Raw genomic sequence first — 13181 nt, forward strand, 5'->3', positions numbered from 1 at the left:
GTGGCCCCAAGACCCGCAAACCCGCACCCTATGTCGAAGGCGCGGTAGCCCGTGCCCATCACAGTACCGCCCGCCTGCTTAAACGCGCCAAAGGCGAAACATCTTGATCAAGACCTTGAAAGGGCTGCGTCTGAGGCCCTTTTTTCATTCCGACGCAATTCGTGATTGACTCTGGCACCCAATGCCACGTAGAATCTCGGATTCGTCGGAGCGTAGCGCAGCCTGGTAGCGCATCTGATTTGGGATCAGAGGGTCGAAGGTTCGAATCCTTTCGCTCCGACCACGAAAAGCAATACGAAACCCGCGTCGCCTCCGGCTTCGCGGGTTTTTGCTTTTTGAGCGTCACGGGTCCATGCACATGGGGTGATGGGTTCATGCGGATTGATGCTCAGACAGGCTCGCCCGCGCCACCGCCTTGCGCCCTCACGTGTGCGCATGCGACAGTGATTGCAAACCCGGCGCTACTGCCTACGCCGCAACCGGAGTCAAGGAGACACGCATGAATCTGATCCTCTGGCGTCACGCCGAAGCTGAAGATTTCGCCGCGAGCGATCTCGCCCGCGCGCTGACCACGAAGGGCCGCAAACAGGCGCAAAACGTCGCCAAGTGGTTGCGCACCCGCCTGCCCGACGACGCGCTGGTCCTCGCGAGTCCCGCGGTGCGCACCATCCAGACTGCCGAAACCTTGAGCGACCAGTATCGTGTGGTGCGCGAACTCGCGCCTAACGCCAGTGCGGACGATGTGCTCAAGGCCGCCGGCTGGCCAAAAGGCATCTCACAGACCGTCGTCATCGTCGGCCATCAACCGACACTCGGCCACGTTGCGGCACGCCTGCTTGGCAACAGCGAAGCGAGTTGGCCGCTGAAGAAAGCCGGCCTGTGGTGGATCGAAAGCCGTGAACGCAACGGCGACGACCAGGCCGTGCTGCGCGCGGCAATGAGTCCCGATCTGGTCTGAACCGGTCGCGCAGAAACAACACACGCCCCGCCCGGCCCACGATATTACAAGCTGCGGGCACGCAGCTTACGGGCAGTCATCCAATCGTCACGACTCTGCCATGCGAGCGTCACCAGGCGTTACTACATTGGCGAAAAAAGAAATCTCCCTTTTTTCGACCAGGACGCCACATGCGAGAACTGCCGACGCCCACCCTGCCCCTGGCTTCGATCTTCGAAACGCGTCGCCTGCCGCGCGCCGAAGAGACGGTCACCGCCCAGCATCGCCTGCAAGTCACGTGGGCCCGCACCGACGAGGAACTGCGCGAGGCCCAGCGCCTGCGCTACCGCGTATTCGCCGATGAAATGGGCGCACGTCTGACGGGTCCTGCCGGCCTCGACGTCGATTCGTTCGATTCATACTGCGATCATCTGCTGGTGCGCGATCTCGACACGCTGAAGGTAGTCGGCACCTATCGCGCGCTGCCGCCGCACCAGGCCGCCCGTATCGGACGCCTGTATGCCGAAAGCGAATTCGACGTGTCGCGCCTCACGCACCTGCGCGCGAAGATGGTCGAGGTGGGCCGTTCGTGCGTGCACCCGGACTATCGCAGCGGCTCGGTGATCATGTCGCTGTGGGCAGGGCTCGCCGCGTACATGAAGCACAACGGCTACGAGACGATGCTCGGCTGCGCGAGCGTCGCAATGGTCGACGGCGGCCACTACGCGGCGAATCTGTACTGCTCGCTGCGCGACAACGCGCTGACCGCGCCGGAATATCGCGCGTTCCCGCACACACCTCTGCCGGTCGAAGAATTGCAAACCGGCGCCGACGTCGCACCGCCGCCGCTGGTGAAAGGCTATCTGCGCCTCGGTGCGAAGATTTGCGGCGCTCCGGCGTGGGACCCCGACTTCAACACGGCGGACTTTTTGACGCTGTTGCGCCTGACGGATATCAACGCGCGTTACGCGCGGCACTTCCTCGGCGACGCGTCGCCGCGCTGAGTGGCACGCAAACCCGCACAAACCCACGCGCACCACCCGGCACATTCAGGCGACGACTGGATGTGCATAAAAAAGCCCGGTATTTCCGCCGGGCTTTTTCACTTACAACGCATGCTTCTCAGTCGTCAGTGTAGACCACGCGATACGGGATGCCGACCTTCTCCCACTCCGCAGCCTCCTGAATCAGGCTGTAATCGGTCAGCGGATTCTTAGCCACCCACTCGTTCGGCAAACGCACCTCATAACCGCCGTTGACCTGCGCGACCGCGATACCCGGCAAGCCGACGTCGGCACGCCGGCGGCACAGCAGCGCCGCGAGCCGCAGACAGAACAACAGCGGCCATTCCACTTCGCGTGTTTGCGACAGCTTGCCGAGCTTCCCCGCGTGGCCGAGCACCAGCGCGGCGAGCCGCGCCTGGTCGGTGCGCGAAAAACCCGGCATGTCGGCGTTGCTGGCGATATACGCCGAATGCTTGTGATAGGCACTGTGGGAAATCGACAGCCCGATTTCGTGCAAGGCCGCAGCCCAGCCAAGGAACATGCGGTTCTCGACGCGACGCTCCTCATCCGGCTCGGCAAACTGGTCGTAAAAGCGCACCGCGAGTTCACCGATACGCCCGGCCTGCGCGCGGTCTACGCCATAACGGCGCATGAAGCCGCCCACCGTCAACGTGCGCATGTCCTCGTGCTGCGAACGGCCCAGCAAGTCGTACAGCACGCCGAGGCGCAGCGCGCCATCTGTTGTATCGACGTAATCGACGCCGAGTTCGTCGAACACCGCGATCATGATCGACAGGCCGCCGGCCAGCACCGGGATGCGATCGGCCTTCAACGCGACCAGCTTCAGACGATTGACATTCTCCGCCTTGATCAGCACGCGCTTGAGGCGCTCGAGCCCGCCACGCGAGATGCCGTGCGTGACGCCCGGATCGTTGAAGCCGTTTGCCTCGACCAGTTCGGCGAGCGCCCGTGCGGTGCCGGACGAGCCGATGGCCTGTTCCCAACCGGTTTTCTTGTATTCCGCAGAAATGATCTGGATTTCACGGCTCGCGGCGAGTTCGGCCTGGCGCATCGTGTAATCGTCGACATTGCCCGCCGGGAAGAATGCGCGACTATGGCTCACGCAACCGATATACAGGCTCTCCATCTTGATCGGCGTGTAGTGCGAACCGATGATGAATTCCGTCGAGCCGCCGCCGATATCCACGACGAGACGCTTGCCCGCGCTCGCGGGCACGGAGTGTGCAGCGCCTGCATAGATCAGACGCGCTTCTTCACGCCCGGCGATCACTTCGATCGGGAAGCCGAGCGCGGCTTGTGCCTCGCCGAGAAACTCGCCCGCGTTCTTGGCGATGCGCAGCGTGTTGGTGGCGACGGCGCGAACGTGGTCGGGATGAAAGTCGCGTAGCCGCTCGCCGAAGCGCTTGAGCGCATCCCAGCCGCGCACTTGCGAGGCACGGTCGAGCATCTTGTCGCGTGACAGACCGGCGGCAAGACGCACCGGCTCGCGCAACGCGTCGACCTGATAGATCTGGCTGCCCGCGTCGGTTTCCTCTACCCGGCCCACGATCAGCCGGAAGCTGTTCGAGCCAAGGTCGACGGCAGCAAGGAGTTGTGGAGTATTGACCATCGAGTAAGCGGACTCCATGCGCGCGTGCGCAGCGGCGTTTGATGCGAAAGGGGCCGGATGTGCACCGGATGCCTTGGGCGCCTTATGACCGGCCGCGCTGTTCAAAGACGCCATTCTAAGCGTACCGGGCCTCACGATGTCGCCTCGCGGTGATGGGGGTGCCCTATGGTCCCATATGCACTGCGTCATAATTACGACACGCGATGAATACGGCGTAGAATTTATAACACCGCAATCGTCATAACAACGTCATCATACTGTGAGAATTTCCGAGCGTCTTTTCGTCTCCCCTCCTGACATTCCATTCTCGCTGCCGATGTCCACCCGCTACCCCTTATTGAATCGCGAGCTGGGCATTCTGGGTTTCAACGAGCGTGTGTTGGCACAAGCTGCCGACCCTGCCGTCCCTTTGCTCGAACGCCTGCGCTTCATCTGCATCACCAGTAGCAACCTCGACGAATTCTTCGAAGTCCGCATGGCCGGACTGCAGGAACAGATGCGCGACAACCCCGGTGCGATGTCGCCGGACGGTATGTCGTTGCAGCACGTGTACGACCTCGTGGTCGAGCGCGCGCAGAGGCTCGTGCATCGCCAGTACACCATGCTGCACGACACGGTGTTCACCGTGCTCGAAACAGAAGGCATCTATTTTCACGGCACTGAAGCATGGAACGAAGCGCAGACCGAATGGGCGCGCAACTACTTCTTCGACGAACTGCTGCCGGTCCTCACGCCGATCGGCCTCGATCCGGCTCACCCGTTTCCGCGCGTGCTCAACAAGAGCCTGAACTTCGTCGTCGAACTCGAAGGCAAGGATGCGTTCGGCCGCCAGGCGATGATGGGCATCGTGCAGGCGCCGCGCGCGTTGCCCCGGCTCGTGCGCATGCCGCAGGACCTATCGGGCTATCCGCATGGCTTCGTGCTGCTGAGCTCGTTGCTGCAGCGCTTTGTCGGCGAGCTGTTCCCGAATCTGGTGGTGCGCACCTGCAACCAGTTTCGCATCACGCGCAATAGCGAACTGTTCGTCGACGAAGACGAAATCACCAATCTGCGTGTCGCGTTGCAGGGTGAACTGCCGGCGCGGCATCTGGGCAACGCGGTGCGGCTCGAAGTGTCGGCGGACACGCCCGAGCATGTCGTGCGGCGCCTCCTCGACGAAAGCAGCCTGACCACCAAGGACTGCTATTTCGTCGACGGCCCCGTCAATCTGGTGCGATTGATGCAATTGCCGGAGATGGTGGACCGGCCCGACCTGAAGTTCGTGCCGCATATCCCCGCGATTCCGTCGCAGATCGCCAACAGCACGAGCATGTTCGACGTGATCGATCAAGGTGACGTGCTGCTGCATCATCCTTACGAGAGCTTTCAACCGGTGCTCGAATTGCTGCTGCAGGCGGCTAAAGACCCGAACGTGATGGCCATCAAGCAGACCATCTATCGCACCGGCACCGACTCCCCGCTGATGGACGCGCTAATGCAAGCGGCGCGCAACGGCAAGGAAGTGACGGTGGTGGTCGAACTGCTCGCGCGCTTCGACGAAGAAACCAATATTAACTGGGCGTCACAGCTGGAAGCAGTAGGCGCGCACGTCGTGTACGGCGTGGTGGGCCACAAGTGTCACGCGAAGATGATGCTGATCGTGCGGCGTGTATCGTCGGGCGGCAAGACCACGCTCAAGCGTTACGTGCACCTGGGCACCGGCAACTATCATCCGCGCACAGCGCGTCTTTATACCGACTTCGGCCTGATGACCGCCGATCAGAAGATCTGCGAAGACGTGCACCACGTGTTTCAGCAACTGACCGGCATCGGCGGTGAACTGAAGCTGCATGAGTTCTGGCAGTCGCCGTTCACGCTGCATCCGAAACTGGTCGAGGCGATTCGCGCGGAAGCCGATCACGCGCGCGCCGGCAAGAAGGCGCGCATCGTCGCAAAGATGAACGCGCTGCTCGAACCCACCGTGATTGCCGAGCTATACGAGGCGTCGCAGGCCGGCGTGAAGATCGATCTGATCGTGCGTGGCGTATGTTCGTTGCAACCGGGTGTGCCGGGTTTGTCGGAGAACATTACGGTACGCTCGATTGTTGGGCGGTTCCTCGAACATCATCGCATCTTCTATTTCTACGACGAAGGCAAGGAACAGGTGTATCTGTCGAGCGCCGACTGGATGGACCGTAACTTCTTCCGGCGCGTGGAAGTGGCGTTTCCGATCAACAACCGCCGCTTGAAGCGGCGTGTGATTGCCGAAGGCCTGTCGGCGTTTCTCGGCGACAACCAGTCCGCGTGGCTGATGCAAAGCGACGGTCACTACCGGCGCCGGCGGCCAGGAAAATCCTCGCGCAATGCGCAGATGAGTCTCCTGGGGAAATTCTGTTCGTGATCTCGTGATTGCCTGATCGTGTTCGCGCACCGCTGAAGCGGCGGTGCACATGAAAAAAAGCCCGTCTCTTTTACAGACGGGCTTTTTTTCAGGCAAATATTTTTAGGCTGGTGCCGGTTGCCGACGCGCCGTGCGATACACGGGGAAGCGCACGGTGAACGTACTGCCACGCCCCTCTTCGCTCTTCACGTCGAGGAGCGCATCGTGCCGTTGCAGCACATGCTTGACGATGGCGAGACCAAGGCCCGTCCCGCCCGTATCCCGCGAGCGGCTGCGGTCGACGCGATAGAAGCGCTCGGTCAGCCGCGGAATGTCCGCAGCCGGGATCCCCAGGCCGCTGTCCATGACCGAAAAAACCGCGCTGCCGCCGTTGGCGTGCCAGCTCACCGTGATCGCACCGCCGTCCGGCGTGTAGCGAATCGCATTGGTTACGAGGTTGCCAAGCGCACTGAGTATTTCTGTTTCCACGCCGGTGACGGTGAGCCCTTCGTCGGCGTCGAACACGATCTTGTGATGGTCGCTCGACAGGCTTTCCGCGTCGTCCTTAAGATGCCGCAGCACCGCACGCATATCGATCATCTGATCGCTCGGCGGCTTGTTGTCGCCTTCGAGCTTCGCGAGCACCAGCAAGTCGTTGACGATATGACGCATCCGCGAGGCCTGCTGCTCCATCAGTTCGAGATAGCGCCCACGCTCGGTTTCGCTCAACGGCAGTTCCCGCATCGTCTCGAGAAAACCGGAGAGCACGGTCAGCGGCGTCTTCAGTTCATGCGAGACATTGGCGACGAAGTCACGTCGCATCGCGTCGGTACGCTCCAACTCCGTGATGTCCTGGGACAACACCAGCTTGCGATTTTCACCGTACGGAAACACCTGCACCGACAGCACGTTCTGGCGCTTGTCGCCCATGCCGCGCATGATCAGCATCTGTTCGTAGCGATGCGAATTCAGATAGCGCACGAAATCGGGCTGACGCACCAGATGCGTGATGTGCTGGCGCAGATCGCGCTTCGCATCGAGCCCGAAATGGAGTTCGGAGATCTCGTTGCACCACTCGATCTGATCGTGATCGTCGAGCATCGCCACGCCGTTCGGCGAAGCCTGGATCGCCTGGATGAAGCGCGAATGCTGCTGCTCGACCTGACGCACCTGCGCATGCCAGCGTTTCGCAAGCTTATGCAGACGGTAGTAGATTTCGCCCCAGATACCGGGAGCGCTCGGCACTTCGCCGTAGACCGGCGCGTCGAGCAAGCGCCACAAACGCTGCTTGTGGAAGGTGCTGAAGATGCTCTGCGCGAGCAGCATGACAATCGCGAGGACCAGCCCTGCCTTGACGTTCACGAGTGCGCCGACCACCGCGCACAGAACAGCCAGCAGCACGACCGACACGATGGAGCGCGCCCAGATGATGTTCATGTTCTAGCGATCGAAGAGAAAACCGTACACGCCGGCATCTGAAAAGCGCGGCGCTTAACGTAACCGAAGTAACCGAAGTAACCGATGCAACCGATGCAACCGACGTAGCCGGTGTGACCTATGTGGCGTATGCGACATTCATGACGGGCACAGCTAAAGCACCGCCATTCGCGCTACCGCAAGGTCAGGCGCTCTTCGCGAGCCGGTAGCCGCTGCCGCGTACCGTCTCAATCATAGCATCGCACCCGGCCGGCTTGAGCGCCGCGCGCAGACGCTTGATGTGCACGTCCACCGTGCGCTCTTCGACGAACACGTGGTCGCCCCACACCTGATCGAGCAGTTGCGTGCGGCTGTGCACGCGCTCCGGGTGCGTCATGAAGAAGTGCAGCAGACGGAATTCGGTCGGGCCGAGGTCGAGCTTGATCTCGCTGCCTTCCGCATGGGCGGCTACGCGGTGCGTCGCCGGATCGAGCTTCAGACCGTTGATCGCGACCAGGTCTTCGGTCAACTGCGGCGCGCGGCGGCGCAACACCGCCTTGATACGCGCCATCAGTTCTTTCGGCGAGAACGGCTTGGTGACGTAGTCGTCCGCGCCGATTTCGAGGCCGAGCACCTTGTCCTGTTCATCGCCGCGCGCGGTCAGCATGATGATCGGAATGTGCTTGGTGCGTTCGTTGTTGCGCAGATCGCGCGCGAACGCAATGCCTGACTTGCCCGGCAACATCCAGTCGAGCAGGACGAGGTCGGGCAGTACGTCGCTGATCAGGTTCTGCGCCTGCTCCGCGTTGTACGCGCGAATCGGGCAGTGTCCGGCGTGTTGAAGATTGACCGAAATCAATTCGGAAATCGCGGGCTCATCTTCAATGACGAGAATGCTGCTGGGCATCGGCACCTCTGTTCCTTATATCTGGATTAACTGAGTGCTTCGCGTTCGAGCGCGTCGCGCGACTTGTGCCGCACGTCGGTGCCCTTGACGATGTAAATGATGAATTCGGCGATGTTCTTCGCGTGGTCGCCGATCCGTTCGATCGCCTTGGCGATGAACAGGAAATCGAGGCCCACCGAAATCGAACGCGGATCTTCAGTCATGTACGAAATCAGCTTGCGAACGAAAGCTCGGAATTCTTCGTCGATCGCCTTGTCGTCGCGCACGATCTGCGCGGCGGCGACCGTATCCAGACGCGCAAATGCGTCCAGCGCGCGGCGCAGAATCGACACCGCCATTTCGCCCGACAATTTGATCTCGGCGATATTGATGGTGCGCGAGGCGCCGTCTTCCATCAGACGCTTGGTACGCTTGGCGATTTTTTCAGCTTCGTCGCCGGCGCGTTCGAGATTCGTGATGGTCTTCGAAATCGCGATCAGGAGGCGCAAGTCGCGCGCGGCCGGCTGACGGCGCGCGATGATGTTGCTGCACTCTTCGTCGATTTCGACTTCCATCGTGTTCAGGCGCTCTTCGGCCGCGATCACCTGTTCGGCGACGTCGAGGTCGAAGTTGTTGAGCGCAATCATCGCGTTGACGATCTGCGACTCGACCAGGCCGCCCATTTCGAGCACCTTCGAAGAAACGAGGTTCAGGTCGGCGTCGAACTGGCTGGACAGATGTTTATCGGACATGTCGTACTCCGTTGTTTTGCGCGGCGGCTTAGCCGAAGCGGCCAGTAATGTAGTCCTCGGTTTCCTTGCGGACCGGCTTGATGAAGATCTTTTCGGTATCGCTGAATTCGATCAATTCACCGAGGTACATATAGGCAGTGTAGTCCGAACAGCGCGCGGCCTGTTGCATGTTGTGGGTGACGATCACCACCGTGTAATCACTCTTCAATTCAGCGATCAACTCTTCGATACGGCCCGTGGAAATCGGGTCGAGTGCGGAGCACGGCTCGTCGAGCAGCAGCACTTCGGGACGGATCGCGATACCGCGCGCGATACACAGACGCTGCTGCTGGCCGCCGGACAAACCGTAGCCGCTCTGGCCCAATTTGTCCTTCACTTCGTTCCACAGCGCGGCCTTGGTCAGCGCCCATTCCACGCGGTCGTCCATTTCCGAGCGCGGCAGTGTTTCGAACATCTTCACGCCGAATGCGATGTTGTCGTAGATCGACATCGGGAACGGCGTCGGCTTCTGGAACACCATGCCGATCCGCGCGCGCAGCAGCGAAATATCGCGCTTGGAGGTCAGCAGGTTTTCGCCGTCCATCAGGATCTCGCCTTCGGCGCGTTGCTCCGGATAGAGCGCGTACATCTTGTTGAGCGTGCGCAGCAAGGTGGACTTGCCGCAACCCGACGGGCCGATGAACGCGGTCACCTTGCCTTCGGGAATACGCAGATTGATATTCTTCAACGCGTGATACTTCCCGTAGAAGAAGTTCAGGTCGTTGATCTCAATCTTCGGACGCGACGACGCTTGCGCCTGGCCGCTTTGGGCGGGATCGAAACCGGCGGGCGCCGTCGGACGCGCGCTCGGATTGAGTTGAGTTTCTGCCATATTCATCGGATTACACTCCGCCCTTACTTATTCGAAAAGATCGTGCGCGCAAGGATATTCAATCCCAGCACCGCGAGCGTGATCAGGAACACGCCGGCCCACGCGAGCGATTGCCATTGCGCAAACGGGCTCATCGCGAACTTGTAAATCGTGACCGGCAGATTCGCGACTGGCTGGTTCATGTTCAGCGAGAAGAACTGGTTCGACAACGCGGTGAACAGCAGCGGCGCGGTTTCGCCGGCAATGCGCGCGACGCCGAGTAAGACGCCGGTGATAACGCCCGCAATCGACGCCTTCAGTGTGATCGACAGCACCATCTTCCACTTCGGCGTACCGAGTGCAAAAGCGGCTTCACGCAGCGCATTCGGCACCAGTTTCAGCATGTTTTCGGTGGTGCGGATCACGATCGGAATCTGCAGCAGCGCGAGCGCGAACACGCCCGCCCAACCGCTGAAGTGACCCATCTTCGCAACGACGAGTGCATAGACGAACAGACCCACTACGATCGACGGCGCCGACAACAGGATGTCGTTGATGAAACGCGTGATACTGGCGAGCCAGCCCTTCTGACCGTACTCGGCGAGATAGACCCCCGCCAGAATGCCGATCGGCGTGCCGATGATCGTTGCGAGTGCAACCAGCATCAAGCTGCCGACGATCGCGTTGGCGAGACCGCCGCCATCGGTGTTCGGCGGCGGCGTGGATTGCGTGAACAATTCAACCGACAAGCCGCCGATACCGAGGCGCAGGGTCGTATAAAGAATCCACACCAGCCACAGCAGGCCGAACGCCATGGCCGCGAGTGACAGCGTCAGCGCAACCGCATTCTTCTTGCGGCGGCGGCCTTGCAGACGCACGCGCATCGCTTCGAGCGCGGCGGGGTCGTTCGAACCCGGCATATTCAAGGTGGGCTGGCTCATTTCGCGCCCTCCCCTTTTTCGAGGCGAAGCAACATGAACTTCGAGATCGCCAGGACGATGAAAGTAATCACAAACAGGATCAACCCGAGTTCCATCAGCGCCGACGTATGCAGGCCCGGATCCGCTTCCGCGAATTCATTGGCGAGCGCCGAGGTAATGCTGTTGCCCGGCGAAAACAGCGAGACGTTATCGAGCAGATTGGTGTTGCCGATCACGAAAGTGACCGCCATCGTTTCACCGAGCGCGCGGCCGAGGCCGAGCATCACGCCGCCGATCACACCGCTCTTGGTGAAGGGCAGCACGATCTTCCACATCACTTCCCAGGTCGTGCAGCCGATGCCGTACGCCGATTCCTTCAACAGGACCGGCGTGACTTCGAACACGTCGCGCATCACCGAGGCGATGTACGGAATGATCATGATCGCGAGAATCACACCCGCGCACAGAATACCGATGCCGATCGGCGCACCCTGAAACAGCGCGCCGACGAACGGGATGCCGCCCAACACCGCGCCGAGCGGCTTTTCGAACCACGTCGCGAAGATCGGTGCAAACACCAGCAGACCCCACATGCCGTAGACGATCGACGGGATCGCGGCGAGCAGTTCGATGGCGATACCGAGCGGACGGCGCAACCACGCGGGCGCGAGTTCGGTCAGGAAAAGCGCGATGCCGAAGCTGACGGGCACCGCGATGAGGAGTGCAATGAGCGAGGTCGCGATCGTGCCATAAATGGGCACCAGTGCGCCGAATTGCTTGCTAGGTGGATCCCAGTCGGAGGTCCACAGAAACGCGAGGCCGAACTGCTTGATCGACGGCAGGGAGGCGACGATCAGTGAAACGATGATGCCGCCGAGCAGCAACAGGGTGACGACGGCGGCGAGACGGGTAAGGCCGCCGAAAATGACGTCGCCGGCGCGGCTGGGTGCTTTCTGCTGCGACGCGCTGCCGGGCGGTGTCGACCTCGCCGCGCCAGACGCTAAATGGATATCGGACATGAGAGCCTGATGGACCTGTTTCCAGTTGCCGTATGACACTTGTCGTGCGGCGGATAATGCTGGGCTAATGCCGGTGTAATGCCATTGGCCGTCCTCGAATGAGGACGGCCAATGTATTGCTAGATGCCTACTGCTTACTGCGTCGCTCAGTCAGCAATAGCCTTGCCCGAAGCGTCCTTCACCTTCGCCTTCCATTGCGTGCGGATTTCCGACACAACCGAATCCGGCAGCGAGATGTAGTCCAGATCGTTCGCGGCTTGCGTGCCGTTCTTGAACGCCCAATCGAAGAACTTCAGCGTTTCGGTGCCTTGCGGCGCCTTTTCTTGCGTCGTGTGCAGCAGCACGAACGTTGCGCCGACGATCGGCCATGCGTTCTTGCCCGGCTCGTTCGTCAAGATCTGGTAGAACGACTTCGACCAGTCCGCGCCCGCTGCCGCTGCCTTGAACGTTTCCGTCTTCGGCTCGACGACCGTGCCCGTCGAGTTCTTCAACGCCACGTACGTCATCTTGTTTTGCTTCGCGTACGCCCACTCGACGTAGCCGATTGCGCCCGGCAGACGTTGCACGAAGGCTGCGACGCCGTCGTTGCCCTTGCCGCCCGTACCCGTCGGCCAGTTGACCGTCGAACCTTCACCAACCTTCGACTTCCAGTCTGCGTTGACCTTCGACAGGTAGTTCGTCCAGATGAAGCTGGTGCCCGAACCATCGGCGCGGCGAACCACGGCGATGTCGGTATCCGGCAGCTTGATCTTCGGGTTCAGCGCAACAATCGCCGGATCGTTCCACTTCTTGATCTTGCCCAGGTAGATGTCGCCCAGCACTTCGCCCGACAGCGTCAGTTCAGCCGGCTTCACGCCCGGCACGTTGACGACCGGCACCACGCCGCCGACCACCGTCGGGAACTGGAACAGGCCTTCCTTGGCGAGGTCTTCGTCCTTCAGCGGAGCGTCCGAACCGGCGAAGTCGACCGTCTTCGCGATGATCTGCTTGATACCGCCCGACGAGCCGATACCTTGGTAGTTGACCTTGCCGCCGCCCGACTTCTGGTACGCGTCAGCCCACTTCGTGTAGATCGGTGCTGCGAAGGTGCTGCCCGCGCCGGTGATGTCTGCGGCTTGCGCTGCGATCGCGAAAAGCGCGCCAGCGACGCCAGCGAACACGGTTTGCATCAATTTCATGAGACCTCCAAGGGTGTGAGCGGTGTGAGCGAATAACATGAACACCGCGAAGCTTAGGGTCTCTTTGTGACAGTAACGTGACTAACCGTGAAACGGATGTGACAATGAGATTACTAAGGTGAAAGGCGCGCGCGTGGACGAATTACCGGTTTAGCGGAATTGCAGGCGTCGCTCTACAGATTAGGCGAAAAAGATGGGGCGCGAACGTTTGCGTGCGGGGAGAGGGGTCT

The 13181-nt window shown here is 61.0% G+C and carries 11 protein-coding genes and 1 tRNA gene; 4 read left to right on the plus strand and 8 right to left on the minus strand.

Features of this window, described 5'->3' with window-relative positions:
• The first annotated feature begins 206 nt into the window (after positions 1-206).
• The 3 genes from GNZ13_RS34665 (at position 207) to GNZ13_RS34675 (ending at position 1941) form a co-directional block, all read left to right on the plus strand.
• A tRNA-Pro gene (locus tag GNZ13_RS34665) sits at positions 207-283 on the plus strand.
• Between the two features lie 216 nt (positions 284-499).
• Positions 500-958 carry a phosphohistidine phosphatase SixA gene (sixA, locus tag GNZ13_RS34670; RefSeq protein ID WP_172172955.1) on the plus strand — a complete coding sequence of 153 codons (459 nt, stop codon included), beginning with the start codon at positions 500-502 and terminating at the stop codon, positions 956-958.
• Between the two features lie 170 nt (positions 959-1128).
• Entirely contained in the window at positions 1129-1941 is an 813-nt protein-coding gene (locus GNZ13_RS34675) for a GNAT family N-acetyltransferase (protein WP_172172957.1), read from the plus strand.
• A 118-nt stretch (positions 1942-2059) separates the two neighbouring features.
• Here GNZ13_RS34675 and ppx read toward each other — a convergent pair whose 3' ends face one another.
• Positions 2060-3685, minus strand: a complete 1626-nt coding sequence (ppx, locus tag GNZ13_RS34680; protein ID WP_172172959.1) for an exopolyphosphatase — start codon at positions 3683-3685, stop codon at positions 2060-2062.
• Between the two features lie 202 nt (positions 3686-3887).
• On the opposite strand from ppx, the gene ppk1 reads away from it, so the two are divergent.
• On the plus strand, positions 3888-5951 hold the full coding sequence (gene ppk1, locus GNZ13_RS34685; RefSeq protein WP_172172961.1) for a polyphosphate kinase 1: 2064 nt from the start codon (positions 3888-3890) through the stop codon (positions 5949-5951).
• 102 nt (positions 5952-6053) lie between these two features.
• On the opposite strand, the gene phoR is transcribed toward ppk1, so the two are convergent.
• The 7 genes from phoR to pstS all read right to left on the minus strand — a co-directional run bounded on the left by phoR (position 6054) and on the right by pstS (position 12951).
• Positions 6054-7367 (minus strand): phosphate regulon sensor histidine kinase PhoR, encoded by a 1314-nt coding sequence (gene phoR / locus GNZ13_RS34690; RefSeq protein WP_172172963.1) that lies wholly within the window; start codon positions 7365-7367, stop codon positions 6054-6056.
• A gap of 184 nt (positions 7368-7551) precedes the next feature.
• Positions 7552-8253, minus strand: coding sequence for a phosphate regulon transcriptional regulator PhoB (gene phoB, locus GNZ13_RS34695; RefSeq protein ID WP_028199153.1), 702 nt, complete (start codon positions 8251-8253; stop codon positions 7552-7554).
• Between the two features lie 26 nt (positions 8254-8279).
• Positions 8280-8984, minus strand: a complete 705-nt coding sequence (gene phoU, locus GNZ13_RS34700) for a phosphate signaling complex protein PhoU (protein ID WP_028199154.1) — start codon at positions 8982-8984, stop codon at positions 8280-8282.
• A gap of 28 nt (positions 8985-9012) precedes the next feature.
• On the minus strand, positions 9013-9861 hold the full coding sequence (gene pstB, locus GNZ13_RS34705; protein WP_172172965.1) for a phosphate ABC transporter ATP-binding protein PstB: 849 nt from the start codon (positions 9859-9861) through the stop codon (positions 9013-9015).
• A 17-nt stretch (positions 9862-9878) separates the two neighbouring features.
• Positions 9879-10775 (minus strand): phosphate ABC transporter permease PstA, encoded by an 897-nt coding sequence (gene pstA / locus GNZ13_RS34710; RefSeq protein ID WP_172172967.1) that lies wholly within the window; start codon positions 10773-10775, stop codon positions 9879-9881.
• Positions 10772-11773: a phosphate ABC transporter permease PstC gene (gene pstC, locus GNZ13_RS34715; RefSeq protein WP_172172969.1), complete on the minus strand. Its 1002-nt coding sequence runs from the start codon at positions 11771-11773 to the stop codon at positions 10772-10774. Before pstC ends, pstA begins: the two co-directional genes overlap by 4 nt.
• 146 nt (positions 11774-11919) lie before the next feature.
• A complete protein-coding gene (gene pstS, locus GNZ13_RS34720; RefSeq protein WP_172172971.1) occupies positions 11920-12951 on the minus strand; it encodes a phosphate ABC transporter substrate-binding protein PstS in 1032 nt (343 codons plus the stop codon).
• Between the last annotated feature and the right edge of the window lie 230 nt (positions 12952-13181).

The organism is Paraburkholderia elongata (genome assembly GCF_013177735.1).
Taxonomy (GTDB): domain Bacteria; phylum Pseudomonadota; class Gammaproteobacteria; order Burkholderiales; family Burkholderiaceae; genus Paraburkholderia; species Paraburkholderia elongata.

What these genes read in the sequence shown, in the direction of transcription:
- sixA (WP_172172955.1), top strand. Translation starts at nt 500, where the DNA reads ATGAATCTGATCCTCTGGCGTCACGCCGAAGCTGAAGATTTCGCCGCG.
- GNZ13_RS34675 (WP_172172957.1), top strand. Translation starts at nt 1,129, where the DNA reads ATGCGAGAACTGCCGACGCCCACCCTGCCCCTGGCTTCGATCTTCGAA.
- ppx (WP_172172959.1), bottom strand. Translation starts at nt 3,685, where the DNA reads ATGGCGTCTTTGAACAGCGCGGCCGGTCATAAGGCGCCCAAGGCATCC.
- ppk1 (WP_172172961.1), top strand. Translation starts at nt 3,888, where the DNA reads ATGTCCACCCGCTACCCCTTATTGAATCGCGAGCTGGGCATTCTGGGT.
- phoR (WP_172172963.1), bottom strand. Translation starts at nt 7,367, where the DNA reads ATGAACATCATCTGGGCGCGCTCCATCGTGTCGGTCGTGCTGCTGGCT.
- phoB (WP_028199153.1), bottom strand. Translation starts at nt 8,253, where the DNA reads ATGCCCAGCAGCATTCTCGTCATTGAAGATGAGCCCGCGATTTCCGAA.
- phoU (WP_028199154.1), bottom strand. Translation starts at nt 8,984, where the DNA reads ATGTCCGATAAACATCTGTCCAGCCAGTTCGACGCCGACCTGAACCTC.
- pstB (WP_172172965.1), bottom strand. Translation starts at nt 9,861, where the DNA reads ATGAATATGGCAGAAACTCAACTCAATCCGAGCGCGCGTCCGACGGCG.
- pstA (WP_172172967.1), bottom strand. Translation starts at nt 10,775, where the DNA reads ATGAGCCAGCCCACCTTGAATATGCCGGGTTCGAACGACCCCGCCGCG.
- pstC (WP_172172969.1), bottom strand. Translation starts at nt 11,773, where the DNA reads ATGTCCGATATCCATTTAGCGTCTGGCGCGGCGAGGTCGACACCGCCC.
- pstS (WP_172172971.1), bottom strand. Translation starts at nt 12,951, where the DNA reads ATGAAATTGATGCAAACCGTGTTCGCTGGCGTCGCTGGCGCGCTTTTC.